21 protein-coding genes and 1 tRNA gene are annotated in these 25860 nt (G+C 67.3%); 12 read left to right on the forward strand and 10 right to left on the reverse strand.

The features are described 5' to 3' along the window. Nucleotides 1-242 precede the first annotated feature (242 nt). The 6 genes from ileS to mutL all read left to right on the forward strand — a co-directional run bounded on the left by ileS (nucleotide 243) and on the right by mutL (nucleotide 9147). On the forward strand, nucleotides 243-3110 hold the full coding sequence (gene ileS / locus P8X75_05385; GenBank protein ID MEJ1994634.1) for an isoleucine--tRNA ligase: 2868 nt from the start codon (nucleotides 243-245) through the stop codon (nucleotides 3108-3110). A gap of 11 nt (nucleotides 3111-3121) precedes the next feature. Beyond that, on the forward strand, nucleotides 3122-3622 hold the full coding sequence (gene lspA / locus P8X75_05390) for a signal peptidase II (protein ID MEJ1994635.1): 501 nt from the start codon (nucleotides 3122-3124) through the stop codon (nucleotides 3620-3622). A 19-nt stretch (nucleotides 3623-3641) separates the two neighbouring features. Next, nucleotides 3642-4268, forward strand: coding sequence for a DUF3035 domain-containing protein (locus P8X75_05395; protein MEJ1994636.1), 627 nt, complete (start codon nucleotides 3642-3644; stop codon nucleotides 4266-4268). Between the two features lie 138 nt (nucleotides 4269-4406). After that, nucleotides 4407-5768: a pitrilysin family protein gene (locus P8X75_05400; protein ID MEJ1994637.1), complete on the forward strand. Its 1362-nt coding sequence runs from the start codon at nucleotides 4407-4409 to the stop codon at nucleotides 5766-5768. Between the two features lie 14 nt (nucleotides 5769-5782). After that, a complete protein-coding gene (locus P8X75_05405) occupies nucleotides 5783-7192 on the forward strand; it encodes a pitrilysin family protein (protein MEJ1994638.1) in 1410 nt (469 codons plus the stop codon). An 83-nt stretch (nucleotides 7193-7275) separates the two neighbouring features. Beyond that, a complete protein-coding gene (mutL, locus tag P8X75_05410; GenBank protein MEJ1994639.1) occupies nucleotides 7276-9147 on the forward strand; it encodes a DNA mismatch repair endonuclease MutL in 1872 nt (623 codons plus the stop codon). 7 nt (nucleotides 9148-9154) lie between these two features. Here the strand turns inward: mutL and uvrC are convergent, their stop codons facing one another. The 6 genes from uvrC to P8X75_05440 all read right to left on the reverse strand — a co-directional run bounded on the left by uvrC (nucleotide 9155) and on the right by P8X75_05440 (nucleotide 15615). After that, nucleotides 9155-11185: an excinuclease ABC subunit UvrC gene (uvrC, locus tag P8X75_05415; GenBank protein ID MEJ1994640.1), complete on the reverse strand. Its 2031-nt coding sequence runs from the start codon at nucleotides 11183-11185 to the stop codon at nucleotides 9155-9157. 400 nt (nucleotides 11186-11585) lie between these two features. Further along, nucleotides 11586-11984: a dihydroneopterin aldolase gene (locus P8X75_05420; protein MEJ1994641.1), complete on the reverse strand. Its 399-nt coding sequence runs from the start codon at nucleotides 11982-11984 to the stop codon at nucleotides 11586-11588. 34 nt (nucleotides 11985-12018) lie between these two features. Then, a complete protein-coding gene (locus P8X75_05425; protein MEJ1994642.1) occupies nucleotides 12019-12807 on the reverse strand; it encodes an SDR family oxidoreductase in 789 nt (262 codons plus the stop codon). Nucleotides 12808-12817: 10 nt separating this feature from the next. Next, nucleotides 12818-13216 (reverse strand): peptide-methionine (R)-S-oxide reductase MsrB, encoded by a 399-nt coding sequence (gene msrB, locus P8X75_05430; GenBank protein ID MEJ1994643.1) that lies wholly within the window; start codon nucleotides 13214-13216, stop codon nucleotides 12818-12820. Between the two features lie 128 nt (nucleotides 13217-13344). Continuing rightward, nucleotides 13345-14445, reverse strand: coding sequence for a PA0069 family radical SAM protein (locus P8X75_05435; GenBank protein ID MEJ1994644.1), 1101 nt, complete (start codon nucleotides 14443-14445; stop codon nucleotides 13345-13347). 51 nt (nucleotides 14446-14496) lie between these two features. Continuing rightward, nucleotides 14497-15615, reverse strand: a complete 1119-nt coding sequence (locus tag P8X75_05440) for an aminoglycoside phosphotransferase family protein (GenBank protein MEJ1994645.1) — start codon at nucleotides 15613-15615, stop codon at nucleotides 14497-14499. Nucleotides 15616-15697: 82 nt separating this feature from the next. Between P8X75_05440 and P8X75_05445 the strand changes: the two genes are divergently transcribed. Then, on the forward strand, nucleotides 15698-16393 hold the full coding sequence (locus P8X75_05445) for a TIGR04283 family arsenosugar biosynthesis glycosyltransferase (protein MEJ1994646.1): 696 nt from the start codon (nucleotides 15698-15700) through the stop codon (nucleotides 16391-16393). A gap of 20 nt (nucleotides 16394-16413) precedes the next feature. Continuing rightward, the gene (locus P8X75_05450; protein ID MEJ1994647.1) at nucleotides 16414-17022 is read left to right on the forward strand and encodes a TIGR04282 family arsenosugar biosynthesis glycosyltransferase; all 609 of its coding nucleotides are present in this window, start codon (nucleotides 16414-16416) and stop codon (nucleotides 17020-17022) included. A 24-nt stretch (nucleotides 17023-17046) separates the two neighbouring features. Here the strand turns inward: P8X75_05450 and moaB are convergent, their stop codons facing one another. The 3 genes from moaB to P8X75_05465 all read right to left on the reverse strand — a co-directional run bounded on the left by moaB (nucleotide 17047) and on the right by P8X75_05465 (nucleotide 20368). Further along, nucleotides 17047-17592, reverse strand: a complete 546-nt coding sequence (gene moaB, locus P8X75_05455) for a molybdenum cofactor biosynthesis protein B (GenBank protein MEJ1994648.1) — start codon at nucleotides 17590-17592, stop codon at nucleotides 17047-17049. Continuing rightward, nucleotides 17579-19387 carry a lytic transglycosylase domain-containing protein gene (locus tag P8X75_05460; protein MEJ1994649.1) on the reverse strand — a complete coding sequence of 603 codons (1809 nt, stop codon included), beginning with the start codon at nucleotides 19385-19387 and terminating at the stop codon, nucleotides 17579-17581. Before P8X75_05460 ends, moaB begins: the two co-directional genes overlap by 14 nt. A gap of 66 nt (nucleotides 19388-19453) precedes the next feature. Continuing rightward, a complete protein-coding gene (locus P8X75_05465; protein ID MEJ1994650.1) occupies nucleotides 19454-20368 on the reverse strand; it encodes a uracil-DNA glycosylase in 915 nt (304 codons plus the stop codon). A gap of 186 nt (nucleotides 20369-20554) precedes the next feature. Between P8X75_05465 and P8X75_05470 the strand changes: the two genes are divergently transcribed. The 4 genes from P8X75_05470 to P8X75_05485 all read left to right on the forward strand — a co-directional run bounded on the left by P8X75_05470 (nucleotide 20555) and on the right by P8X75_05485 (nucleotide 25201). Further along, nucleotides 20555-22213: an electron transfer flavoprotein-ubiquinone oxidoreductase gene (locus tag P8X75_05470; protein ID MEJ1994651.1), complete on the forward strand. Its 1659-nt coding sequence runs from the start codon at nucleotides 20555-20557 to the stop codon at nucleotides 22211-22213. Nucleotides 22214-22462: 249 nt separating this feature from the next. Then, nucleotides 22463-24139 carry a tetratricopeptide repeat protein gene (locus P8X75_05475; protein ID MEJ1994652.1) on the forward strand — a complete coding sequence of 559 codons (1677 nt, stop codon included), beginning with the start codon at nucleotides 22463-22465 and terminating at the stop codon, nucleotides 24137-24139. Nucleotides 24140-24159: 20 nt separating this feature from the next. Continuing rightward, the gene (locus P8X75_05480; GenBank protein ID MEJ1994653.1) at nucleotides 24160-25032 is read left to right on the forward strand and encodes a 4-(cytidine 5'-diphospho)-2-C-methyl-D-erythritol kinase; all 873 of its coding nucleotides are present in this window, start codon (nucleotides 24160-24162) and stop codon (nucleotides 25030-25032) included. Nucleotides 25033-25126: 94 nt separating this feature from the next. Continuing rightward, nucleotides 25127-25201 (forward strand) — tRNA-Gln (locus tag P8X75_05485). A 177-nt stretch (nucleotides 25202-25378) separates the two neighbouring features. Here the strand turns inward: P8X75_05485 and P8X75_05490 are convergent. Further along, on the reverse strand, nucleotides 25379-25860 hold a 482-nt coding region (locus P8X75_05490), incomplete at its 5' end, for a hypothetical protein (GenBank protein ID MEJ1994654.1).

Here is a 25860-nt window from a genome sequence, read left to right on the forward strand (position 1 = left end):
GGGGGCGTCTCGGCTACCATCGCGCGCCATGAAACAGTGGCGTGACGGTCGAGTGAGCGAGCGAATTACCGGCCCGGCCCTCGGGTGATACGAGGGTCGGGTAATCGTGCTTGGAGCCCGCGCCCCCAAAGGAGGCGCAGCTTTCGAGCCCGCCGCCGAACGACCAGATAAATCCGCCGGGGACGCCTTTCCTCTCACACGAGAGCCGGGCGTCCGGCCACTGACAGAGCTAGCGAAACATCATGACCCGCGACTACAAGTCCACCGTCTTTTTGCCCAAGACCGACTTTCCCATGCGCGCCGGGCTGCCCGCCAAGGAGCCCGAGATCCTCGCGCGCTGGGAGGAGATCGGCCTGTTCGACCGCCTGCGAGAGACCTCCAAGGGCCGCGAGAAGTTCATCCTGCACGACGGCCCGCCCTACGCGAACGGCCACCTGCACATGGGCCACGCGCTCAACAAGATCCTGAAGGACACCATCAACCGTTCCCAGCAGATGCTGGGCAAGGACGCGCACTACGTGCCCGGCTGGGACTGCCACGGCCTGCCCATCGAATGGAAGGTGGAGGAGGGCTACCGCGAGCGCGGCCAGGACAAGGACGCCGTGGACAAGGTGACCTTCCGACAGGAATGCCGTGCCTTCGCCGAGAAGTGGATCGACATCCAGATCGGCGAGTTCAAGCGCCTCGGCGTGCTCGGCAATTGGGAGAAGCCCTACACCACCATGGCCTTTTCCGCCGAGGCGCAGATCGTGCGCGAAATCGGCAAGTTCCTGATGAACGGCGGCCTCTACGCCGGGTTCCGCCCCGTGCTCTGGTCGGTGGTGGAGAAGACCGCCCTGGCCGACGCCGAGGTCGAGTACGCCGAACACACCTCCCACACCATCTGGGTGCGCTTTCCGGTCACCAAGGCGAGCCTTCCCGCGCTGGAAGGCGCCTCGGTCGTGATCTGGACCACCACGCCCTGGACCATCCCCTCCAACCGCGCGGTCGCCTACGCCGAAGAGGAAGACTACCTGGTCCTGAAGGTCGGTGCGGTCGAGGAGACCAGCAAGGCCGAGCCCGGCGAAACGCTGGTGCTCGCCAAGGCCCTGGCCGAGCAGGTCGCCAAGGACGCCAAGATTGAGGACTACGAGGTCCTGGCCGAGATGAAGGGCGCGGCGCTGGCGGGCTCCGTCGCCGCTCACCCCTTCGCCGGGCGTCCGGAGACGGAGGGCGGCTACGACTTCGAGGTGCCGCTCCTGCCCGGCGATTTCGTCACCATGGATCAGGGCACCGGCTTCGTGCATGTCGCCCCCAGCCACGGCCAGGACGACTGGAAGCTGGGCCGCGAGCACGGTCTGGAGATCACCAACAACGTGGATGGGGAGGGCCGCTTCCTGCCCCACGTGCCGCTGTTCGCAGGCACGGTGATCTACGATTCCGATGGCAAGGAGGGCGACGCCAACGTCGCGGTCATCAAGCAGCTGGCCTATGCCGGCAAGCTGCTGACCAAGGGCAAGCTGCGCCACAGCTATCCGCACTCCTGGCGCTCCAAGGCGCCGCTGATCTTCCGGAACACCCCGCAGTGGTTCATCTCCATGGAGACCAACGGACTGCGCGACAAGGCCCTGGCGGCCATCGACGCGACCCGCTTCGTGCCCGCGCCGGGCAAGACGCGCCTGCGCGCCATGATCGAGCAGCGACCCGACTGGTGCGTCTCGCGCCAGCGCCTCTGGGGCGTGCCGATCCCGGTCTTCGTCCACAAGGAAAGCGGCGAGCCGCTGCGCGACCAGGCGGTGATCGACCGCATCGCCGAAGCCTTCGAGGCGGAGGGCGGTGACGCCTGGTTCTCCAGCCCGCCGTCGCGCTGGCTGGGCAACGAATACGATCCCGCCGACTACGAGCAGGTCTTCGACGTCATCGAGGTCTGGTTCGATTCCGGCTCGACCCACAGCTACGTGCTGGAGGCGCGGCCGGAGCTGAAGTGGCCGGCCGACCTCTACCTTGAGGGCTCCGACCAGCATCGCGGCTGGTTCCACACCTCGCTGCTGGAGTCCTCCGGCACGCGGGGCCGCGCGCCCTTCGACGCCGTGCTGACCCACGGCTTCGTGTTGGACGAGCAGGGCCGCAAGATGTCGAAGTCGCTGGGCAACATCGTCTCGCCGCATGAGGTGATGAAGACCTACGGCGCGGATATCCTGCGTCTCTGGGTGGTGGCCTCGGACTACTCCGAGGACCTGCGCATCGGTGAGCACATCATCAAGTACCAGACCGACGCCTATCGCCGCCTGCGCAACACGCTGCGCTATCTGCTGGGCGCGCTGGAGGACTTCGACGAGGCGGACCGGGTGCCGGAAGCCGAGATGCCGGAACTGGAGCGCTGGGTGCTGCACCGCGTGCAGGAGATCGATACGCAGGTGCGCGCGGCTGCCGACAGCTTCGAGTTCCATGCCCTCTACCGCAGCCTGCATGACTTCTGCGCGCTGGACCTCTCGGCCTTCTACTTCGACGTGCGCAAGGACTCGCTCTATTGCGACGCCAAGGACTCCCTGCGCCGCCGGGCCTGTCTCAGCGTCTTGGACAGGCTCTTCGACTGCCTGACGGCTTGGCTGGCGCCGATCCTCTGCTTCACGGCGGAGGAGGCCTGGTGGCAGCGCGGCAAGGCGCCGGAGTCGGTGCATCTGCGCACCTATCCCGAGATCCCCGCGGCCTGGCGTGACGAGGCCCTGGCGGCGAAGTGGGAAAAGGTGCGCCGCGTGCGCCGCGTGGTCACCGGCGCCCTGGAGCTGGAGCGCGCGGAAAAGCGCATCGGCTCCTCCTTGCAGGCCGCTCCCAAGGTCTTCATCGAGGACCCGGCGCTGATGGAGGCCGTCGAGGCGGTCGATCTCGCCGAAGTCGCGATCACTTCCGACATCGCCCTGGAGCAGGGACCGGGACCCGAGGGCGCCTACCGCCTTGAGGATGTTCCGCAGGTCGCCGTGCTGCCGGTGACGGCGGAGGGCGACAAGTGCCAGCGCTGCTGGAAGGTCCTGCCGGAAGTGGGTGAGTCGGAGGCCGCGCCTGGCACCTGCCGGCGCTGCGCGGAGGTGGTCGAGGCGCTGCCTCAAGACGCCTCCAACGAAGTGGCCTGAGAGGGGCGGGGATGATCACGCGCGACACGGTCTATGGCTATCTCGGCTTCTTGATGGCGCTGGTCACGGACCAGATCACGAAGGCCGCGATCCTGGAACGCGCCGAGGGCGCGGGCTGGAGCGAGCAGGTGACCGAATTCTTCAACCTCGTGCTGGTGTTCAACCAGGGGGTCAGCTTCGGCCTCTTCGGTGAGTCGCGGCTGCCCTATCAGGATCTTCTGCTCGCGGGTCTGGCCGCTTTGGTCGCCCTCGTCCTCTTGAAGTGGATCTCAGGCCAGCTCGGCGAGCGTCTCAGTCTCGCCTACGGCCTGATCGCCGGGGGCGCGCTGGGCAATGCCATCGACCGCCTGCGCATCGGCGCGGTGGTGGACTTCCTGGATTTCCATTGGCAGGGCTGGCACTGGCCCTCTTTCAACATTGCCGACAGCGCGATCTTCATCGGCGTCGTGCTGGTTCTCGTGGACGCCTTGTTTGGGTCCGAAGAGCGGAGTAAAAAGAAGGCCGATGTTTGAAAACCGAAAAGGTGCAGTCATGTCCAGTTTCTCCCACGGACGTAACGCCCAAGAAGGCAGCTCTAGGAAGTTGAGCGCCTTGCGCCGGCTTCTGCCGCTCCTGGCGCTGGCCATCGGGCTGAGCGCCTGCAGCAGCGTGCGGGAGACCTTCGACACCACCCGCAAGACGCCGCCCGACGAATTCCGGGTGGTGCGTCAGGCGCCGCTTTCCCTGCCGCCCAACTATGGTCTGCGTCCGCCCGATCCCGGCGCGCCGCGCCCTCAGACCGGCACCACGACCGATCAGGCGCGCTCGGCCGTCTTCCGTCAGGATGAGAGCGCCACGGCTGCCGCTGCGGCGGCGGCTGCGTCTTCGTCGCGCTCAGCCGGCGAGCAGGCGCTTCTGGCCAAGGCCGGCGCCGAGGAGGTGGATCCCGCCATCCGCCAGCAGATCAACCAGGAAAGCCAGCAGCTCGCCTCCCAGCAGGCCTCGTTCGTCGAGAGCCTGATCTTCTGGCGCGAACCGGAGGAGGCGGGTGAGATCATCGACCCGCAGGCCGAGCAGCAGCGGCTGCGTGAGAACGAGGCGCTGGGCCAGCCGCCCACGGCCGGCGACACGCCGGTGATTGAGCGCCGCCGCCGGGCGATCTTCGAAGGCATCTTCTAAGCGGCATCCGCTGCGCGGCCGAGAAAGCCGTTCAAGCAAGGGCGGGGGCAGCCACAGGCGCTCCCGCCTTTCTTTTGCCCGGTTCGACGCCTACATCTCTTGGCGAAGGAAACAACGTCTCATTCTTGAGGAGTTCCGATGAAGGTTCCCGCATTCCTCGGCAGCGTTCTGACAGGCTTGGCGCTTTTGGCCGCCGTGGCCGCGACGCTGCCGGTCGGCAAGGCTGAAGCCGGGGTTTTCGACCCGGAGAGCTTCACGCTCGACAACGGTCTTCAGGTCGTGGTGATCAACAATTCCCGCGCGCCCATCGTCACCCACATGATCTGGTACAAGGTGGGCGCCGCCGACGAGCCGCCGGGCAAGTCCGGGGTCGCGCACTTCCTGGAACACCTGATGTTCAAGGGGACCGACAAGCTGGAGCCCGGCGAGTTCAGCGAGATCGTCGCGCGCAACGGCGGGCAGGAGAACGCCTTCACTTCCTGGGACTACACCGGATACTACCAGACCGTGGCCGCGGACCGGCTGGAGATCATGATGGCCAACGAGGCCGACCGCATGACCAACCTCCAGCTCTCCGACGAGGTGGTGCTGCCGGAGTTGCAGGTGGTGCTGGAAGAGCGACGCAGCCGCGTCGACAACGAGCCGGGCGGCCAGTTGGGCGAAATGGCCCGCGCCAGCCTGTTCCTGAACCACCCCTACGGCACGCCCATCATCGGCTGGCCCCAGGAGGTGAGCCAACTCACCACCGAGGACGCCCTGACCTTCTATAAGGACTGGTACCGCCCCAACAACGCCGTGGTTGTGATCGCGGGCGACATCACCGTGGAAGAGGTGCGCCCGCTGGCCGAGCGCACCTACGGCCAGGTCGCCGCCGGTCCGGTGCCCGAGCGTAAGCGCCTCAGCGAGCCGCCCCAGACCGCGCCCCGCCGCGCCGTTCTGGAGAGCGACCGGGTGCGCCAGCCCTCACTTGGCATCGACTATCTGGCGCCGGGCTACAACAGCCCCGGCGGCGAGCATGCCTATGCCTTGCAGGTCCTGTCCGAACTGCTGGGGGGCGCCGCCAGCGCCCGGCTCTACAGCAAGCTGGTGGTGGATGAAGGGCTCGCGGTGAGCGCGGGCAGCTACTACGACGCCTCTGCCCTCGATCGCAGCGTCTTCGGCCTCTACGCTTCGCCGCGGCAGGGCGTGGAGCTAGAGGATTTGGAGGCCGCCTTGCGCGCCGAGATCGCTCTTCTGCTCAAGGAGGGCGTGAGCGAGCAGGAGGTGGCGGACGCCAAGAAGCGCCTGACCGCCGCCGCCATCTACGCGCGCGACGACCTCTCGACCGGCGCACGCGTGCTGGGTGAGGCCCTGGCTTCCGGCCGCAGCATCGAACAGGTGGAAAGCTGGCCTGAGTCCATCGAGGCGGTGACCCGCGAGGAGGTCGAAGCCGCCGCCCGCGCGGTCTTGCAGATCAACCATTCGGTGACGCGCGAACTGCGCGCGGAGCCCACGTCATGACGAGGTTTGCCTTGATGAAACCCCGCAGCGCCGTCCTTCGCCACGACCGCGGACCCGCGCAGGCCCTGGGCTTGCTGCTGCTCCTGACCGTCGCTCTCACCCTCTTGATCGCGAGCCTTCAGCAGGTGCGCGCGGCCGAGGTGCAGCGGGTGGTGAGCCCGGGCGGCATCGAGGCCTGGCTGATCGAAGACCACAGCAACCCCATCTTCTCCATGGAGTTCTCCTTCAAGGGCGGGACCGCGCTGGACCCGGCGGATAAGCCGGGGACGGCCAACATGCTCGCCGGACTTCTGGACGAGGGCGCCGGCCCCTATGACTCCAAGACCTTCCGCGCGAAGCTGGAAAACCTCTCCATCCAGCTCTCCTTCTCCGCCAGCCGGGACCGCTTTTCCGGCAGCTTCCAGACCCTGACGGAGAACCGGGCGGAGGCGCTGGAGTTGTTGCGGCTCAGCCTTAGCGAGCCGCGCTTCGATGAGGAGCCGGTGGAGCGCATCCGCGGCCAGATCCTGGTTGGCCTGTCGCGCCAGGAGACCGATCCCCGATCGATCGCCTCGCGCGTGCTCTGGAAATCCTTCTTTCCCGATCACCCCTACGGCAACAACTCCGACGGCACCGTCGAGAGTGTGACTGAAATCTCCGTCGCGGACCTGGACGGCTACCGCCGCCAGGAGCTGACCCTGGACCGCCTCAAGATCGGCGTGGTGGGCGACATCACGCCCGAAGAACTGGGCGGAATTCTGGACCTGGTCTTCTCCAGCCTGCCGGCGGAGGGCAGTGCCTTGCCGGACGAGACGGTCTCCCCACAGAACCTGGGCGAGACAATGGTGGTGGAGCAGGAGGTGCCGCAGTCGGTGGTCTCCTTCGGGCATGAAGGCGTGCTGCGCGGCGACCCGGACTACTACACCGCCTACGTGGTGAACTACGTCCTGGGCGGTGGCGGCTTCTCCTCGCGGCTCTTCGAAGAGGTGCGCGAGAAACGCGGCCTCGCCTATTCGGTCGGCAGCTATCTCTATCCCTTCGACGATGCGGCGCTTCTGGTCGGCGGTACGGCGACCGCCAACGAGCGGGTCGCCGAATCCCTGGCCGTGATTCGCGAGGAGTGGGCGCGCATGGCCGCCGAGGGTCCGAGCGCCGAGGAACTGGAGCACGCCAAGACCTATCTGACCGGCTCCTTCCCCTTGCGCTTCTCCAACTCTCCGCGCATCGCGGGGATGCTGGTCGGCATGCAGCAGGAGAACCTGGGCATCGACTACCTGGACAGCCGCAACGCCTACATCGAGGCCGTGACCCTGGAGGACGCAAAGCGGGTCGCCGCCGAGCTGTTCCAGCCGGACAAGCTGACCGTGGTCGTGGTCGGCAAGCCGCAGGACGTGGAGGCGACCAGGGCGGCGCCCGAAGAGGCGGGTCCGGCCCCGCGCGGCTAGGGGATAACTCTCCGTTACTGGGTCTTGCCATCGGGCCTGCCAGCCGTTCTCTTAGAGGAGGAAGGAGGGTCCGAGTCGCGCCCATGACCGAAGCACCCAAAGCCCAAGCAACCAAGACCATTCGGCGTCTGCCCGAGAGCCTGGTGAACCGCATCGCCGCCGGTGAAGTGGTGGAGCGCCCGGCCTCGGCTGTGAAGGAGCTGGTCGAAAACGCGCTGGACGCGGGCGCGCGCCGGATCGAGGTCTCCCTGCGCGAAGGCGGCAAGGCGCTGATCGTGGTGACCGATGACGGGCGCGGCATGGACCGCGAGGAACTGGCGCTGGCGCTGGAGCGCCATGCGACCTCCAAGCTTCCCGACGGCGACCTGGTCAACATCCGCCACCTGGGCTTCCGGGGAGAGGCGCTGCCCTCCATCGCCGCCGTCTCGCGCTTGACCGTGGCCAGCCGGGCCGAGGGCGCGGAGGAGGCCTGGAGTCTCTCGGTCGAGGGCGGACGCCCGAGCGCCGCCAAGCCCGCCGCCTTGCAGAAGGGCACGCGGATCGAGGCGCGCGACCTCTTCTTCTCCACCCCCGCCCGGCTCAAGTTCCTGAAGCAGGACCGCACCGAGACCGGACACGTGCTGGACCAGTTGAAGCGTCTGGCCATGGCGCACCCCCTGGTCGCCTTCAAGTTGGAGGAGGGCGGGCGCAGCTATCTCGACCTGCCGGCCGGACAGGGCGATCTCTTCGATGCGCGCCTGAAGCGCCTGGGCGCGATCATGGGCCGGGAGTTCCAGGACAACGCCCTGCCGGTCGAGGCGCTGCGCGAGGGCATCGCGCTCACCGGCTTCATCGGTCTGCCGACCCTCAACCGCGCCAACAGCCAGCAGCAGTATCTCTTCGTCAACGGCCGGCCGGTGCGCGACAAGCTGCTCTACGGCGCGGTGCGCGGCGCCTACCGGGACTTCCTGGCGCACGACCGCCACCCCCTGCTGGCGCTCTTCCTGGAGCTGCCGCCCGAGGAGGTGGACGTGAACGTGCACCCCATGAAGGCCGAGGTGCGCTTCCGGGACCAGGGGCTGGTGCGCGGCCTGATCGTCTCGGCCTGCCGCCACGCGCTGGCGGGGGCCGGTCACCGCGCCTCCACCACCGTCTCGGAGAGCGCGCTGGGCTCCTTCCGCCCGCAAGAGGGGCCGCGCGCCGGTGGTCCGGGCGGACCTGGGCTGCCCTACGGCGGCGGCTACGCCTACCGCGCCTCTCACCCCGCGGGCGGGCTCGCCGAGCGGGCCCGCGACTTCCAATCGCCGCTGAGCGGGTTTGACTCCGCGCCCGCCGCGCGCGCCGAGCGGATCGATCCCGAGACCGGGGAGATCGGAGAGGCGCAGCCTGCGGAGGACTACCCCCTGGGCGCTGCCCGCGCGCAGCTCCACGCCACCTACATCGTGGCCCAGACCGCCGACGGCATCGTGATCGTGGACCAGCACGCCGCCCACGAACGGCTGGTCTACGAGCGCATGAAGCAACAGCTCGACGGCAAGGGCGTCGCCCGTCAGATGCTCTTGATCCCCGAGGTGGTGGAGCTGGAGGAGCGCGACATCGACCGCCTGTTGGAGCGGGGCGATGAACTGGCCGAACTGGGCCTGGTGGTCGAGCGCTTCGGCCCCGGCGCGCTGGTGGTGCGCGAGACGCCCGCTCTGCTGGGCGAGATGAACGTCAAGGGCATGCTGAACGACCTCGCCGACGAACTGGCGGAGATGGATCAGGCGCTGGCGCTGAAGGAGCGGCTGGGCGAGGTCTGCGGCACCATGGCCTGCCACGGCTCGGTGCGCGCCGGGCGGCGGCTCAACGGGGAGGAGATGAACGCCCTCCTGCGCCAGATGGAGGCGACCCCCCACTCCGGCCAGTGCAACCACGGCCGCCCCACCTACGTGGAACTGAAACTCGCCGACATCGAGAAGCTGTTCGGGCGGCGCTAGGCGGGCCTCAGGCCTGATTGAAGTGCCCGTGGATCTTCTTCGCGACCGTCTCTGAGATTCCCTCCACCGCCATAAGGTCCTCGACGCCGGCGCGCGAGACGGCGCGGGCGGAGCCGAAGTGCAGCAGCAGCGCCTTCTTGCGCTTGGCGCCGATGCCGGCGATCTCGTCCAGGGGCGAGGCGGCCATGGCTTTCTTGCGGCCCAGGCGGTGGCTGCCGATGGCGAAGCGGTGGGCCTCGTCACGCAGCCGCTGGATGAAGTAGAGCAGGGGCTCGCGCGGCGGCAGCAGGACCGGCTCGCGGCCTGGCAGGAAGATGCGCTCGCGCCCCGCGTCGCGGTCGGGGCCCTTGGCGACGGCGGCGATCGGCTGGTCGGCGATGCCCAGCTCCTCGAAGACCTCCAGCGCGGTTGAGAGCTGGCCCTTGCCGCCGTCCAGCAGGACGAGGTCAGGCCAGAGCCCGCGCTCGCGCTCCGGGTCCTCCTTCAGCGCGCGGGAGAAGCGGCGGGTCATGACCTCGCGCATCATGCCGTAGTCGTCGCCGCCGCTCGCCTTGCCGCCTTCGGTCTTGGCCTCGCGGATCGAGAACTTGCGGTAGCTGTTCTTGATGAAGCCCTCGGGTCCCGCGACGATCATGGCGCCGTAGGGGCTGGTGCCCATGAGGTGGGAGTTGTCGTAGACCTCGACCCGCTCCGGCGTCTGGTCGAGCCCCATGAGGTCGCCGAGGGCGGCGAGCAGCTTCCGCTGCGCCGAGCTTTCCGACAGACGCCGGGCCAGCGCCTCACGCGCGTTGCTCAGCGCCTGCTCCATCACCTTGCGCTTTTCCCCGCGCTGCGGGACCAGCAGCCGCACCTTGCGGGTGGCCTTGGAGGTCAGCGCCTCGGCCAGCAGCGACGCCTCGCTCGCCTTGTGGCTCAGCAGCAGCAGCGGGGGCGGCGGCTTGTTGTCGTAGAACTGCGCCACGAAGGCGGCCATCACGTCCTCGGGCGTCTCCGCCCTGTCATGGCTGGGGAAGTAGGCGCGGTTGCCGTAGTTGCGCCCGGCGCGGAAGAAGAAGACCTGGATGCAGCTCTGCCCGCCCTCCTCGTGGAGCGCGATAACGTCGGCGTCCTCCATGCCCTCCAGGTTGATGTCCTGGCGCGACTGGATGTGGCTGAGCGCGCGAATGCGGTCGCGGTAGACGGCGGCCTGCTCGAAGTCCATGGCCTCGGCGGCGCGCTCCATGCGGTTGGCCAAATCGCGCTGGATGCCGCTGTCCCGGCCCGACAGGAAGTCCGTCGCCTCCTTCACCAGCGCCTCGTAGTCGGCGCGCGAAATCCGGTCCACGCAGGGCGCCGAGCAGCGCTTGATCTGGTAGAGCAGGCAGGGCCGCTTGCGGTTGGCGAAGACATGGTCGGAGCAGGAGCGCAGCAGGAAGGCCTTCTCCAGCGCCGTCACCGTCCGGTTCACCGCGCCCGCCGAGGCGAAGGGGCCGTAGTAGTCCCCCTCCTGACTGTGCTGACCGCGGTGCTTGGCGATCTGCGGGTAGTCGTGGTCGCGGGTGATCAGGATGTATGGGAAGGACTTGTCGTCGCGCAGCAGCACGTTGTAGCGCGGCATGAGGCGCTTGATGAGATTGCTCTCCAGCAGCAGCGCCTCGACCTCGCTGGCCGTGGTCACCACCTCCATGGACTTGGTCTCGGCGACCATGCGCTGCAGGCGGCGCGGCAACTTGTCTATCTGGGTGTAGGCGATGACCCGCTTCTTCAGATTGCGGGCCTTGCCCACATAGAGCGCCTCGCCCCGCTTATCGAGCATGCGGTAGACGCCAGGCTGATGCGGCAGGGTCTTCCAAGTGGCGCGGATCGCCTCGACGCCCCCCGCAAGACCTTTCGCGGCGGCGGCGCCCGCATTCGGATCAATGGATTCCGCCGAGACGTCGGACGGTGCGGGCTCGCTACCGGATTGGTAGGCCTCCTTCTCCTCTTGGAGGAGGCGCGGCGCGCGTTTGCCGCCTGCGGTTGGGTCTTTTTGCCGCCTGTGTCCTTTACGTTGAACCATCTCCGCCCTGCCGCCAATCGGGGCTTTGCCCTTTGTTATCCGGGACTTGCCTGGGCCCCCGGAATAGGGCCGTTTCAGTCATCCACGACTCTTGTGGATATCTCTGTGGCTAAGTCCTAGCACGAAGTGCTGCCCCCTAGGACTCATTGGACTTTCTATAGATTGCCCATTTTTTGTGCAAATGAACTAACATATTGATTTATTGAGTTTTCTAGGGTGTCAAGTGCAAAGAAATTGTCACATATAAGATTCTCGCGTTGACTCCCCATCGTCAAAAATATCAGCCCCGCCTTGTGCAAAACTGCCCTTGTTTGAGGGGTTTTGTTGGCGCTTGTTATTTTTCAGTGACTTACCTCACGGCCTTCAGCGGAACGCGAAGCTGCGGGTGGCAAAGCGGGCATCAACGCCGCCGCCAGGCGACCTCCACGCCAACGCCCTCCGCGTCTTCATAGAGAGATTTCTTTTCAATTCTTACGTGTGCCTGCTCGACCAGCTCGTGGCTCATGAAGACGGCCAGGATCTGATCGGCCAGGACTTCCAGGAGACGGGGCTGGCTTTCCGCGCAGACCGCCCGCATCTCGTCGAACAGGGGGCCATAGTCGACCACCAGGTTGATGGAATCGTCCAGGGGCCGCAGGGGCTTGACGGTCAGGTCCACATCGAAGCGTAGGTCCTGAGCCTGCGCGCGCTCCTCGTCGGGATAGCCGATGCAGCAGGAGATCACCATGTTGCGCGCGACGATCTTCTGACCGGCGACCTCGCAGCCAAGAGATGCGGGGTCGGGGATCGGGCGGGTCATGCGGCCTCCTGTCGGCTTGCCTTCGGCGGCGGGACTATTCCTTGGGAGCCTTCCGCTCCTGGGGCAAAGCCCACCCCAGGTGCTGGCCGCCGTCAAGGGCGATCATTTGCCCCGTGACCGAGGGCGCCTTCAACAGGAAGCGAAAAGCATCGGCGATTTCCTCGGGCGAGGTGCCCCGTCCGAGCGGCATGGAGGCCGCCATGCGGTCGAACTCGGCCTGGGTCTGGCGCGGGCTGGGAAGCGCCGGTCCCGGGCCAATGCCGTTCACCCGGATGCGCGGGGCGAAGGCCAGCGCGAGGGTCTGGGTCAGGGTCCAGAGCCCGGCCTTGGCGACGGTGTAGCTGGTGAAGTACTGGGTCAGGTTCCAAACCCGCTCATCCAGCATGTTGACGATCAGTCCGCCCGCTTCTTCCGGCAAGTTGCGGGCGAAGGCCTGGGACAGCACGAAGGGCGCACGCAGGTTCGGCTCGATCGCCTTGTCCCAGGAATCGCGGCTGGTGCTGAGCGCGGTGTCCCATTCGAAGGTCGAGGCGTTGTTGACCAGCACGCCGATCGCGCCGAGCTTCGCCTTGGCGGCGGGGAGCAGCTCCTCGACCTCGCTTTCGACCATCAGGTCGGCCTTGAAGGCCGCGGCCTTGCCGCCCTTGTCGTGGATCGCGCGCACGACGCTCTGCGCCTCGGCGGCCGACCTGTTGTAGTGGACGGCGACCGCGTAGCCCTCTTGGGCCAAGGCCATGGCCAGCGCGCGGCCGATGCGCTTGCCCGCGCCGGTGACCAGCGCTGCTTGAGGATAGCTGTCGGGATGTTGTTTCAGGGCTGTCATGCGGCTCCGGTCAATCCTTCTTGGGTTCGAAGGAAAGAGAGGCGGAATTGATGCAGTAACGCAAGCCCGTCGGCTCCGGCCCGTCCGGGAAGACGTGGCCCTGGTGCGCGCCGCAGGTGGCGCAGTGCACTTCCGTGCGCTTCATCCAGAGTTTCCGGTCTTCCTTGATGCCCACCGCGGCTTCCTCCACCGGCTGCCAGAAGGAGGGCCAGCCGGTCCGGGAATCGAACTTGTGCTCGGAAGAGAAGAGGGGCGAGCCGCAAACGACGCAGTTATAGCTGCCCGCGGCCTTCACATTGTAGAGGTCGCCGCTGAAGGCGCGCTCGGTGCCCTCTTCCTGCGTCACCTGATAGGCGAGCGGCGAGAGGCGCTTCTTCAGTTCCTTCTTGTCAAAGGTCTTTTCGGTCATGGGGTGTCTCCGTTCGGGCGGGCTCTGTTGCTTTTGAGAGAGATGGGATGCCGGGGGCGTCCTGTCCAGCCTCTGCGGGCTATTGCCGGGCCGGGCGCTTGCCGGAGAAGGGCTTGCCGGAGAAGGCGCTAAAGGAAGGAGAGCTGCCGCCCGTCCGCGGCGGGCGGCCGGAATAGCTCGCTGGTCAGGGCCCAGGCCTGGCGGTTGGGTTGCAGGCCGAGCCGCTTGCAGCTCGCCTGAAGCCGCTGGGCCAGAAGCCGCGCTTCCTCGCCCTCTCCGGTCTGGCGCTTGCCGAAGCGCGAGTCGTAGAGCTCCCCGCCGCGCATGGCCCTGAGGCGGGAAAGCACCCGCTCCTTGCGGTCGGGATAGTGGGTTTCCAGCCACTCCTCGAAGAGCTCCTTCAGCTCCAGCGGCAAGCGCAGCAGCACATAGCCCGCGTGCCCGGCCCCGGCGGCGGCGCCGGCCTCCAGAATCGCTTCCAGCTCCTGATCGTTGAGCGCGGGGATGATGGGGGCGGCGAGCAGGGTCACGGGCACGCCCGCCGCACTCAGCCCCTCGATCGCCTGAAGGCGCCGCGCGGGCGTGGCCGCGCGCGGTTCCATCACCCGCGCCAGGCCCTTGTCGAGCGTTGTGACGGAGAGGCAGACGCGCACCAGTTTCTGCTCCGCCAGGGGCGCCAGCAGATCGAGGTCGCGCAGCACCAGCGCCGACTTGGTGACGATGGTGAGCGGATGCTTCGCCTCGGCCAGCACCTCGATCACCTCGCGGGTGATCCTCAGCTTGCGCTCCAGCGGCTGATAGGGGTCGGTGTTCGCGCCCAGGGCGATGGGGGCGACCCGGTACTTGGGTTTGGCGAGCTCCTGGCGCAGCAGCCCGGCGGCGTCATGCTTGGCGTAGAGCTGGGTTTCGAAATCCAGGCCGGGCGAATGCCCCAGATAGGCATGGGTCGGGCGCGCAAAGCAGTAGACGCAGCCGTGCTCGCAGCCCCTGTAGGGGTTGATCGAACGGTCGAAGGGAACGTCCGGCGACTGGTTGCGCGCGATCACGCTGCGGCTGCGGTCCGGCAGGACCCGGGTGGGCGGTCGCGGCGCGTCGCCCTCCTCCTCGTTCCAGCCGTCGCCCCAGTCGTCCTCGAAGTGCTCGCGGGCGTAACGCTCATAGCGGCCGGAGGCGTTGGAGACGGCGCCCCGGCCCTTGATCCGCTCCTGCTTGTTCACCCTCTCGCTCATGGGCCCGAGCTTAGACCTGGAGAAAGAACAAAACAAGAACATAATACGCTGTCAGCCGATCAGCTCCTCAAGCCCAGGGCTTTCAAGCCATTCGGCCCGCATGCGCTTCAGGACGGGGGCGCTGAGGTAGAGGTCCGTACGGTCCCTCACGTGGGCGATCAGCTCGGCCTGGCTGTTCTCCGCCGACCAGTCGCGGGTGCTCTCCGCGCTTTCCTTGCCGCCGGTTGCTTCCGACCGGTGGGAGACGCGCCAGAGCGCGCACCAGGTGATCGCGCGCAGGAAGAGGAAGCGGCGCATGGGGATCAGCCAGGGCCTGAGCGCGTCGGCGAAAGCCTCCCCGCCGCTCTGCCGCGCGATCTCCAGATAGCGGCGGTAGAACTCTGCGACCTCTGCGCTGGTCAGCTCCGCCTGGGTCGCGACGTCCCAGGTGGTGGAGGAGTAGACCGTCGCGTGCGCCAGATCGACGCCCGGCGAGCCGTAGAGCGCCTTTTCCAGATCGACGATCACGGCCTTGCTGCCGCCCTCTTCATCCGGCGTGATCAGGAAGTTGCCGGGGTGGGTGTCGGTCAGGACCAAGGTCACCGGCTGCCGCCCTTCCCCGATCTCCACGGCCTTGGCGAAGCTTTCGGCCCAGGCGAGTTCGGCTTCGATCTCCGCTGCCGCCTCGGGGCTCAGCCCGGCGGCGGGTAGGTTGCGGGCCTGCTCGCAGATCTCCAGCCAGATGCCGGCCACCGGGTCCCGGTGATCTTCCAGCGGCGGGCGCTGCCCGGCATTCGGCAGAGGCAAGGCATGGACCCGCGCCATGGCCGAGGCCAAGAGCGGCAGGTCTTCCGGCAGGCGCGGCGGGCGCCCCTCGATGTACTCGACCAGCAGAGCGCCCATGGGCAGGCGCGGCGAGGGCGGCAGGCTGGCCTTGAGGCGGGGGGCGTGGCCGCTCTGGCTGACCCGGCTGAAGCAGGCGGCCTGATAGGCGAGGTTGCGCTCGGCGGAATAGCCGAACTGGCTCTGCTTCGGGACGCGCAGGATCCAGGGCGAGCCCGCGATGGCGTAGTGGTCATGCGCCAGCCCCGTGGTCTTCATGTCGCGGAGCGCCGCGGCGCTCACCTGCCGGAAATCCTCCAGCCCGGAAAGCGCCGCGGCGAGGGCCTCTGGTGTCGCCTTGCCGCTCACGAAGTCTCCCCTTTTGCTCCGGCTCTTTGATCCGGGAAAGCCTTAGCATGCGCCGGAGCGGCGTGCTATCACCGGGCCTGCCATGAGTGCTGCGCCTCTCACCATCGTGATCCCGACCCTGAACGCCGCCACGCAGTTGCCCGGCTGTCTCGCCGCCCTGACGCCGGGCCGCCAGCGCGACCTGATCGGGGAGGTCCTCGTGGTCGACGGCGGCTCCGACGACGGCACGCGGGAGGCCGCCACCGCCGCCGGCTGCCGCTTCCTGGAAGCGCCCAGGGGCCGGGGCTCGCAGCTGTGCGCCGGGGCCGGCGAGGCGGCGGGCGCCTTCCTGCTGTTCCTGCACGCGGACACGCGCCTGGGCGACGGCTGGGCCAAGGAGGCCGAGGCCTTCATGGACGCGACCGGCCCGGCGGGCGAGCGCGCCGCCTTCTTCAAACTGGCCTTCGACGAGCCGGGAGAGAGCGCCCGGCGCACCGCCGGACTGGCCAACTGGCGCGCGCGCAGCCTTGGGCTGCCCTACGGCGATCAGGGATTGCTGATCCCCAAGGCCTTCTATGAGGCCCTGGGCGGCCACCCGGACGAACCCCTGATGGAGGACGTGGCGCTGGTCCGCAAGATCGGCCGCAAGCGGCTGACGGCTTTCGAGAGCTGGGCCGTGACCTCGGCGGAGCGCTACCGCAAGGGCGGCTGGTTGAAGACGGCGCTGCGCAACCTCGCGCTGCTCACGCTCTACTATCTGGGGGCGACGCCGCGTTGGCTGGCGCGCCACTATCGCTGACCGAGGGGGGCGCGCGGGGCATGCAGCGGCATCTGGTGATCATGGCGCGGGCGCCGCGTCTCGGGACCGTGAAGAAGCGCCTGGCGCGCGATCTGGGCGCGCTGGCGGCCTGGCGCTTTCACAGGGAGGCGACCCGGAGCCTCCTGACCCGTCTCTCCCCGGACCGGCGCTGGACCTGCTGGCTGGCCGTCACGCCGGATGCTTGGGCCAGCGAGCGGCGCAAGGCCGGACTCTGGAACCCGCCGGGGCCGGTCCGACTGATCGGGCAGGGGCGCGGCGACCTGGGCCAGCGCATGGAGCGCGTCTTCACGAGCCTGCCGCCCGGCCCGCTGGTCATGATCGGCGCGGACATCCCCGGCATCGCGCCGCGCCATGTGGCGGCGGCCTTCCGGGCGCTGGGCCGTCACGACGCCGTGCTCGGCCCCGCCGACGACGGCGGCTACTACCTGATCGGCCTCACCCGCCGCCCGAGCTACCGCAGCCCCTTTGCAGGCGTGCGCTGGGGCGGCCAGCACGCACTGGCCGACACCCGGGCGAACCTGGAAAAGCAGGGCGCCAGCCTGGCGCTCTTGGAGGAACTACAGGACATCGACACCGGTGCCGACCTGGAAAGGTGGCGGGGGCGCTGAATACTTGGCGCTGACTACTCAGCGCTACTCCGCGGCGTGGATGTGTTCTTGCAGGCGGGGCATCAGTTCGACGAGGTTGCAGGGCTGGTGGCGGCTGTCTAGCTGGAAGCGGAGGATCTCCATCCAGGCGTCCTTGCAGGCGCCGGGCGAGCCGGGCAGGGCGAAGAGATAGGTGCCGCGCGCGACCCCGCCCACAGCCCGCGACTGCATGGTCGAGGTGCCGACCTTCTGATAGCTGATCCAGCGGAACAACTCGCCGAACCCTTCGATCACCTTGTCCATCACCTGGATGAAGGCCTCGGGCGTCACGTCGCGGCCGGTCACGCCGGTCCCGCCGGTCGAGATGATGACGTCGATGGAGGGGTCCTCGATCAGACGGTGCAGGCGGCGAACGATGGCCGGCTGGTCGTCCTTCACGATCTCGCGGTGAACGACCTTGTGGTTGTCCGCGGTGATCATGTCCGCCAGCAGGTTGCCCGACTTGTCGGTCTCCGAAGTGCGCGTGTCGGAGATCGTGAGCACCGCGATGTTCACGGGCAGAAAGGGTTTTGTTTCGTCAATGCGCGCCATATTGGCGGGCCTCCTGGGAGAATGAGTCCAATGATAGATAGGTAGGCCAGGTCCCTCCCGCCAGGGCGGCGAGCGACGGGGCCTTTTGGCCCAGCCGCGCACGGTAGATCCAGAGGTTTGCCAGGATGCGTTCGGCGAAGAAGCGTGTCTCTCTCGACGGCAGCGATTCGATGAACAGCAGCGGGTCGTCCCGATGATCCATGTCCGCCTGCCATTTCGCCAAGTTTCCCGGTCCCCCGTTATAGGCTGTCGCCAGCTTGAAAAGGTCTTTGTTCACAGCACCTTGACCAAGGAGATAGAGGATGTAGCGCTGTCCGAGATCAAGATTTACTTCAGGAAGGTAAAGAAATCGTAAACGGCCCGAGCGATAGCCCGCGTCGCCAGAAACATAGCTCGCGGTCGAGGGCAGGATTTGCATCAGTCCGCGCGCGCCCGAGCGGCTGCGGGCGTTGGGATCGAAGCGCGACTCCTGCCGCACGAAGGCGAAGATCAGCGCGCGATCGACCTGAAAGCCGCTCTCGGGTTTCCAATGCGGCAAAGGGAAGAGCCCGGCCACCACCTGCGGGTCTTCGGGCTCCACCCCTAAGTTGATGAGTTGCCAGGCGAGCCGGTAGGAGAGGTTCGGCATGCCCGCCGCATCGGCGATGGCCAGAAGGCGCCGGGCCCCGGCTTCATCCTCCCAACCGCCGGCGACCAGCAGTTCGGCTTCCGCCCGTCCCCGCTCGCCAATCTGGAGCAGCGCCAGGGCGCGGCGTTCCGCCGGCGTCGAGGCGGTGAGGCTTAACTCGCTGGCGTCGGGCTGACGCAGCTCTTCGGGCAGCACCTCGATGCCCAGCGCGTGGCGCGCCAGAAGGCCGTAGAAGGTGAAGGGCTCCTTTGCGGCCAGGCGGAGAAACCCGCTCATGACCTGCGGACGTTCCAGTCTCAATGCCGCGCGGGCCGCCCAATAGGCCGCCGCCGTTCGGGTCCAGGGAGAGGCGCGCTCGCTTTCCGCCAAGGCCGAGAAGTAACCGAAGGAGTCCTCCAGCCGGTCCAGCCGCCAGGCTGCGAGGCCCGCGATCCATTCATTGTAGGGGGCGAGCCCGCCCGAGCGCTGCGCGCCGGGCGCCGCGAGGTCGAAGGCCCGCTGGTCGCGCCCCAGGTAGTACCAGCGCCCGGCGACCAGTCCCGCCGCCACGTCCTGTTCGACCTGATCGAGGCCGCGCGTGACCTCGCCGGTCTTCAGCCAGTTTTCCGTGGCCGTCAGGCGGTCGCGCAGGACGTTGCGGCGCACCTGCGCCAGAATGCGTCCGGCTTCGCGCCGTTCCGCGCTGCTCCGGCCCGGCGCGATGTAGGGCTTGGTCCGGTCCAGCGAGCGGCTTTGCAAGGGCAGTTCGGCGGCGCGCCGGGGCCTCGGCGTGGCAGCGCCCGCGGGGCGGCGCTTTTCGGCCAGCCTGTAGATGCGCTCGGCGCCGGGATGGTCGCCGTACCTCTCCAGCCAGGCCGCCAGTTCGCGGTAGCGCGAACGGTAGGCGGTCGGGTGCATGTAGCGCTGGAACTGCAGGTGGCCGAGCAGCAGGGGGTCTTGGAGCGCGTCGATCTTGCGGTCGGCTTCCTTCCAGCGGCCCTGTTCCTGAAGGCTGAAGATGTCGCGGTAGAGCGCCGCGTCTGCGGCGGAGAGCGGACCTGCGACCTCAAGGGCGCGGGTCTCCTTGATCGCTGGCAGGGCGCAGAGCAGCGCGATCAGCAGACCGGCAGCCAGGGTCGCGGCGCGCCTTAGGGCGAGTTCTAGGCAGGTCGCAGCGGTCAGGTTCAAGGCCCGTCCTTCTTATGACACTTCTTCTTCTCACGCCTCTCTTGAAGAGGACGCAGGAGTCTAGGCTCACCGGGAAAGGGGGTCGCCGCCCTCGTCCAGGACCCGTTTGACCTCCAGCAGGTCGTGCCAGGCGAGGCGCTTTTGTCCCGGCTGGCGCAGGAGATAGGCCGGGTGCAGCGAGACCATGGCCGGGATCGGCTTGTCGAGATAGCGGTTCTGATAGGCGTGCCACTTGCCGCGCAGCTTCATCACGCCCCGGGTCTCGCCCAGCAACGTGCTGGCCGCGCTGCCGCCCACCAGCAGCAGCACCTTCGGGCGCGCAAGGGCGATGTGGCGCTCGACGAAGGGCAGGCAGGCCGCCGTCTCCTCCGGTGTGGGGGTGCGGTTCCCCGGCGGCCGCCAGAAGATGACGTTGGAGATGTAGGCGCTCTCGCGGTCCCGCACGATGGCCGCCAGCATGCGGTCCAGGAGCTTGCCGGCATCGCCCACGAAGGGTAGACCCTGGCGGTCCTCGTTCGCGCCGGGCGCCTCGCCCAGGATCATCAGCGGCGCTTCGGAGTTTCCGTCCGCGAAGACACAGGAAAAGGCGGTCTTCTTCAGGGCGCAGCCCTCGAAGGCTTCCACGGACAGCTTCAGGCTCGCGATATCCCCTGCGCTGTCTGCGGCGGCGCGCGCCTCGCCGACCACCGCCTCGTTGGATTGCAGCGGGCCCGCCTTCGGCTCGAACAGGGCGGGTCCCGGCGCGCCGCCCGGTACGGCTGCGCCCGAGGGGGCGGCCGGCTTTCCGCTTTCGCCCTCGGCCTGGGCCTTCAGGTTGGCCTGGGTCACCTTGTCGCGGTGCTCGGCGGCGGAGAGGGCGTAGCGGTCCTGGGGGCTCTCCTCCAAGGCCTCGTCGGCACCCATCTCAAGCTGCCAGCGCAGCGCCTCCAGCAAGGCGGCCCTGGTCTCTTCCTCCTCCGGGTTTTGCGGCTCTTCGCTCATGCCGCAACGCTAGCACCGCGCGCGCGAAGGGAATAGGGTCGCAAAGCGCGCGGCGAAAAGTCGCTTCAAGAACAGAGTTCACCGGCGCTTAGGCTATCTCCGGGTATTGAAGAGACGCAGCTGCCGTGGCAGGGTGGTTAACCTATACGTCAACCCGGGCTTTTCCGGTGAGAGAGGGTTTGAGACATGGAACGCGAATACATGGAATACGACGTTGTGATCGTGGGCGCCGGGCCGGCCGGCCTGGGCGCGGCGATCCGCCTGCGCCAACTGGCCGAGGAGACCGGGCAGGAGATCACCGTCTGCGTTCTGGAGAAGGGCTCCGAGGTCGGCGCGCACATTCTTTCCGGCGCGGTGTTCGAGCCGCGCGCGCTCAACGAGCTGATCCCCGACTGGAAGGACAAGGGCGCGCCCCTCAACGTGCCGGTCAAGGACGAGAAGTTCCTGCTGCTGAGCGAGACCGGCGGGCGTTCGGTTCCCGTCCCGATGCTGCCGCCCCAGATGCAGAACCACGGCAACTACATCGTGTCCCTCGGCAATGTCTGCCGCTGGCTGGCCGAGCAGGCCGAGGCGATGGGCGTGGAGATCTATCCGGGCTTCGCCGCCGCCGAGGTGGTCTATCACGAGGACGGCCGGGTGAAGGGCGTCGCCACCGGCGACATGGGCGTCGGCAAGGACGGCGAGCAGAAGGACAGCTATCAGCCGGGCATGGAGCTGCACGGCAAGTACACCCTCTTTGGCGAGGGCTGCCGCGGGTCCCTGACCAAGACGCTGGAGCAGAAGTTCGGCCTGCGCGACGAGTCCGATCCGCAGACCTACGGCATCGGCATCAAGGAGCTCTGGGAAGTAGCGCCCGAGAAGCATCAGGAAGGCCTGGTGATGCACACGGCCGGCTGGCCCATGGACAGCAAGACCTGGGGCGGCTCCTTCATCTACCACCTGGAGAACAACCAGGTTTATGTCGGCTACGTGGTCGGCCTGGACTACGAGAACCCGCACCTCTCCCCCTTCAACGAGATGCAGCGCTTCAAGACCCATCCGCAGATCCGCACCCTGCTGGAAGGCGGCAAGCGCGTCTCCTACGGCGCGCGTGCGTTGAACGAGGGCGGTCTGCAATCGCTGCCCGAACTGGTGTTCCCGGGCGGCGCCTTGATCGGCTGTTCGGCGGGTTTCCTGAACGTGCCCAAGATCAAGGGCAGCCACAACGCCATGAAGTCGGGGATGCTGGCCGCCGAGGCCATCGCGGAAACCCTGAAGGCCGACTACGAGGCGCCCGCGCCGCTCTTGTCCGGCTATACCGAGGGCTTCAAGAAGTCCTGGCTCTATGACGAGCTCTACCGGGCGCGCAATTTCCGTCCGGCCTTCAACAAGTTCGGCGGACTTTACGGCTCCATGATCTATGGCGCGCTGGACCTCAAGATCCTGGGCGGCAAGGCGCCCTGGACCTTCCACCACAAGCACGCCGACCACGAATGCCTGAAACCCGCCTCGGAGATGCCGAAGATCGACTACCCCAAACCCGACGGGGTGCTGACCTTCGACCGGCTGTCCTCGGTGTTCCTGTCGAACACCAACCACGAGGAAGACCAGCCGGTTCACCTGACGCTGAAGGACGCTTCGGTCCCCATCGAGCACAACCTCGCGCTCTACGACGAGCCGGCGCAGCGCTATTGCCCGGCCGGGGTCTACGAGGTGGTGCGCGACGACGATGGATCGAACCCCAGGTTCGTGATCAACGCGCAGAACTGCGTCCACTGCAAAACCTGCGACATCAAGGACCCGACGCAGAACATCGTCTGGACCACGCCGGAGGGCGGCGGCGGCCCGAACTATCCGAACATGTGACGCCTTTCCGCCTGGACGCGGCGGCAAGGGAAATGAGAGAAGGGGCGGCGCCAAGGGGACCGCCCCTTTTCTTTTGCCCTTTTTTCATCGCATTGCCGCACTAGCGTTAAGGGGCCTAGCCTTGAGGGTCTGCGATTGAGGCCCGGGGGCCACCTGCTCTAAGGTGGCAGGGTTCAACCACAACAAGAGCATCGGGAAGCATTCGCCGTGAGCGTCCTCGCCAAGCCAAAAAGCACCTTTCGTCCCCGTATGATCCGCCTAGTGAGCGCCGCCGGCCTCGGCGCTCTGACGGTTCTCGCTGGCGCGCTCCCGATGGACGCGGCGGCGCAGAACGCCGGCGATTTCCTCGCCGGACGCCATGCCGACATGCAGAAGGACAGCGAGGCGGCTGCGCTTTTCTATCAGCGCGCTCTCGCTCAGGACCCGAACGATCCCTATCTGCTGCGCCGCGCCTTCGTCCTGCTGGCCGCGGACGGTAAGTTCGATAAGGCGGTGCCGCTGGCCCTGCAACTTCAGGGCGACGACCCGGACAACATCACGGCCCTGGTGGTGCTGGCGGTGGATCACTTCGCCCGCGGCAAGGTATCCCTCGCCGAGGAGTTTCTGGACCAGCTCCCGCCCAAGGGTCTCTCGGAGTTGATGGGCCCGCCGCTGCGCGCCTGGCTTGCGCTCGCACGCTCCAATCCCGACGCGGCGCTGGAGTCGCTCCAGGCCTTTGACAGCCTCCAGGGCAGCGATGAGATCAAGCTGATGCATCAGGCCCTGGTCAACGACCTGGCCGGGCGCGTCGATGAGGCACGGGCCGCCTACGACAGCCTGCGTCAAATACGCGACCGGGTGTCCTACCGCTCGGCGCTCCTGATGGGCAATTTCTATGAGCGCAGCGGGGATCTGGAGACGGCCAGGAGCCTCTATGAGTTGGCGTCCGAGCAGTCGGGCGACGCAGCGCTTTTCTCTGAGAGCCTTGAGCGCGTGGCGGCTGGCGGCGCCCCGCCGCCAGCGATGATCGGCACGCCTCAGGAGGGATTGGCGGAGACCTTGCTGGAGCTTTCCACGCTGTTCCGCCGGCAGCGCGCCTCGGACGTGGCGCAGATCTTCGTTCAACTGGCGTTGCACCTGCGGCCGGACTTCTCCGAAGGGCTGCTGCTGCTCGGCGAGATTCATCAGGACGAGGGGCGCGCGGAGGAGGCCATCGCCACCTACGGCCGCATCCCCGATGCAGACCCGCTCGCCTGGGGCGCCAAGCTGCGCGCCGTCGAGGAACTGGCCGACCTGAAGCGGATCGAAGAGGCTCTGGCCACCCTGGACGAACTGGCGACGCTGCGTTCCGAGCGCTACGAGCCGCTGTTCCGCAAGGGCAACCTGCTGCGCTTCGAGGAGCGCTTCGTCGAGGCCGCCGAAGCCTATGGCTCGGCGCTTTCCCGCGCCGAACCGCTGGAACGCCGGCACTGGCCGATCCTCTATTTCAGGGGCATCGCCTACGAACAGTCCGATCAGTGGGACAAGGCGGAGAGCGACTTCCTGGCGGCTTTGGAGCTGGAGCCCGAACAGCCCCTGGTGATGAACTACCTCGCTTATTCCTGGGTCGAGCAGAAACAGAATCTGGACCGCGCGCAGGAGATGCTGCGCCGCGCCGTGCAGCTCCGTCCCTCGGACGGCTACATCGTCGACAGTCTCGGCTGGGTCTATTACCGGCTGGGCAAGTACGAGCAGGCGGTGGAGGAGCTGGAGCGCGCCGTGGAGCTGCGCCCGCAGGACCCGACCATCAACGATCACCTGGGCGACGCCTACTGGCGGGTCGGGCGCGAGCGCGAAGCGCGGTTCCAGTGGCTGCGCGCCCTCGGCCTGGAGCCCGGCGAGGAGGAAGCGCCCGTGATCGAGCGGAAGCTCGAAGAGGGCCTCACCGACCAGCCCAAGGACATCTGAGCCGGGAGGCGGGCGCCAGCATGGATCCTTCACGCCCGTTGGAACGCCTCGCCCGCCCGAAGGTCAATTTGACGCTGGAACTGCTGGGCCGCCGTGGCGACGGCTATCACCTTCTGGACAGCCTCGTGGTCTTCGCCGACACCGGCGATCGCTTGCGGCTGGAGAGCGCGCCTGAGCTCGCCTTGCGGACTTCCGGGCCGTTCAGCGAAGGCTTGCCGCCTGCCGAGCAAAATCTCGTGATGCGTGCAGCGCGGGCCCTGGCCGACTTGGCGGGGCCGCCGCCGCGTGGCGCTCTTTTGACCCTCGACAAGCGCTTACCGCCCGCCGGCGGGATCGGCGGTGGCTCAGCCGACGCCGCGGCGGCGCTCTTGGGCCTCGTCGAGCTGTGGGGTATGAGACCCGACCCCAAGGCGCTCTACGATCTGGCCCTGTCGCTGGGCGCGGACCTGCCCGTCTGCCTCAACGGCAAAGCCTGCCTCATGAGGGGGATCGGCGAGGAGCTGGAGGCGGCGCCGGAGTTGCCGCGCTTTTCCCTGCTGCTGGTCAATCCCGGCGTGGCGCTGGAGACGGCGGCGGTGTTCCGGCAGCGCAGTGGCCCCTTCACGCCGTCCCGGCCCTGGCCGGAAGGCTTCGCCTCTTTGGACCTGCTGATCGAGGCCTTGAGAGGCCGGACAAACGACCTGCAGGCAACCGCCCTCGAACTGCAACCAGTGATCGGGGACTGCCTGGGGAGCCTGGAGCGGTTGGCTGGCTGTCTGCTGGCGCGGATGTCGGGCAGCGGCGCCACCTGTTTCGGCCTCTTCGCGACGCTGGAGGAAGCCAAGCAGGCCGCCGGGCTGCTCGCCCGCGAGCGGCCCGATTGGTGGATCGAAGCCGCCGACGTCGACCCATGAAGCCAAGCCCGCCTGAAAGATGGTTTCTTGCAGTTGCGCCCCCGGCATGGCGGCGCTATTTTCCGGCTCGTCGCGGGCGAGCCGCGAGCCTTGTTGGGGCGTAGCCAAGCGGTAAGGCACCGGTTTTTGGTACCGGCATTCGCAGGTTCGAATCCTGCCGCCCCAGCCACCCACTCACCTAGTTTCAGGTCTCCCGAGCGCGGTCGCGTTTGTTTCTTAGAATTCAGCACCTTATACGGGGCTGTCCTGTGCGGAGACGCGCGCATTCGGCCTTCTTGAACCGAGTTTAGCTAGAAGTCTCTGTTCACGATTTCGGCGGTTGTCAGGTGGGTGGCCTGGCCAGTTCTCAAGAAGACCAGAAGAGGCTTTCTTGGTCTTCCCATCGCGCAGGCAAACGATGAGAACGGAACCACTCGGTTGCCAAATCGAGGGGTTGGTGGCCCGTGGCAATTCTCTCGATGAGCTTTGGAGATAGGAATGCCATATCAATCAGCATTCGGACCCGCTGAGGGGAAACTTTCTCCGACCGCGCAATTTCCTCATAGGTCGTGCCATCCTTCAGTCGTGCAAACCAGGCCCTCGCTTTGAGGACATTTCTTGCCAGCGTCGCATCCACATTGGTGGGGATCTCGCCGCCTAAGATGACCTTGGCCTCGACCCCTCGTCGACGAAGCTGGAAGGGTGCTCTTATGGTCAGAGCATCGGGCGCGATTCGATCTGCATGAATCCCGAGGTTCTCGGCGATTTCCTTTTGACTAATCCGAATCTGGATTTCTCCAGGAGCGACACAGATTCTATCAATCAGCGGCTTTAGTGGTGCCGGGCCCC

The sequence above is a fragment of the Limibacillus sp. genome, from assembly GCA_037379885.1.
In the GTDB taxonomy this organism is placed as follows: domain Bacteria; phylum Pseudomonadota; class Alphaproteobacteria; order Kiloniellales; family CECT-8803; genus JARRJC01.

Coding starts and splice junctions, on each gene's coding strand:
- P8X75_05425 (MEJ1994642.1), bottom strand. CDS start 12,807: ATGACAGCCCTGAAACAACATCCCGACAGCTATCCTCAAGCAGCGCTG.
- ileS (MEJ1994634.1), top strand. CDS start 243: ATGACCCGCGACTACAAGTCCACCGTCTTTTTGCCCAAGACCGACTTT.
- uvrC (MEJ1994640.1), bottom strand. CDS start 11,185: ATGGTTCAACGTAAAGGACACAGGCGGCAAAAAGACCCAACCGCAGGC.
- msrB (MEJ1994643.1), bottom strand. CDS start 13,216: ATGACCGAAAAGACCTTTGACAAGAAGGAACTGAAGAAGCGCCTCTCG.
- P8X75_05420 (MEJ1994641.1), bottom strand. CDS start 11,984: ATGACCCGCCCGATCCCCGACCCCGCATCTCTTGGCTGCGAGGTCGCC.
- P8X75_05435 (MEJ1994644.1), bottom strand. CDS start 14,445: ATGAGCGAGAGGGTGAACAAGCAGGAGCGGATCAAGGGCCGGGGCGCC.
- P8X75_05450 (MEJ1994647.1), top strand. CDS start 16,414: ATGCAGCGGCATCTGGTGATCATGGCGCGGGCGCCGCGTCTCGGGACC.
- P8X75_05400 (MEJ1994637.1), top strand. CDS start 4,407: ATGAAGGTTCCCGCATTCCTCGGCAGCGTTCTGACAGGCTTGGCGCTT.
- P8X75_05475 (MEJ1994652.1), top strand. CDS start 22,463: ATGATCCGCCTAGTGAGCGCCGCCGGCCTCGGCGCTCTGACGGTTCTC.
- P8X75_05480 (MEJ1994653.1), top strand. CDS start 24,160: ATGGATCCTTCACGCCCGTTGGAACGCCTCGCCCGCCCGAAGGTCAAT.
- mutL (MEJ1994639.1), top strand. CDS start 7,276: ATGACCGAAGCACCCAAAGCCCAAGCAACCAAGACCATTCGGCGTCTG.
- P8X75_05470 (MEJ1994651.1), top strand. CDS start 20,555: ATGGAACGCGAATACATGGAATACGACGTTGTGATCGTGGGCGCCGGG.
- P8X75_05445 (MEJ1994646.1), top strand. CDS start 15,698: ATGAGTGCTGCGCCTCTCACCATCGTGATCCCGACCCTGAACGCCGCC.
- P8X75_05405 (MEJ1994638.1), top strand. CDS start 5,783: ATGAAACCCCGCAGCGCCGTCCTTCGCCACGACCGCGGACCCGCGCAG.
- moaB (MEJ1994648.1), bottom strand. CDS start 17,592: ATGGCGCGCATTGACGAAACAAAACCCTTTCTGCCCGTGAACATCGCG.
- P8X75_05395 (MEJ1994636.1), top strand. CDS start 3,642: ATGTCCAGTTTCTCCCACGGACGTAACGCCCAAGAAGGCAGCTCTAGG.
- lspA (MEJ1994635.1), top strand. CDS start 3,122: ATGATCACGCGCGACACGGTCTATGGCTATCTCGGCTTCTTGATGGCG.
- P8X75_05465 (MEJ1994650.1), bottom strand. CDS start 20,368: ATGAGCGAAGAGCCGCAAAACCCGGAGGAGGAAGAGACCAGGGCCGCC.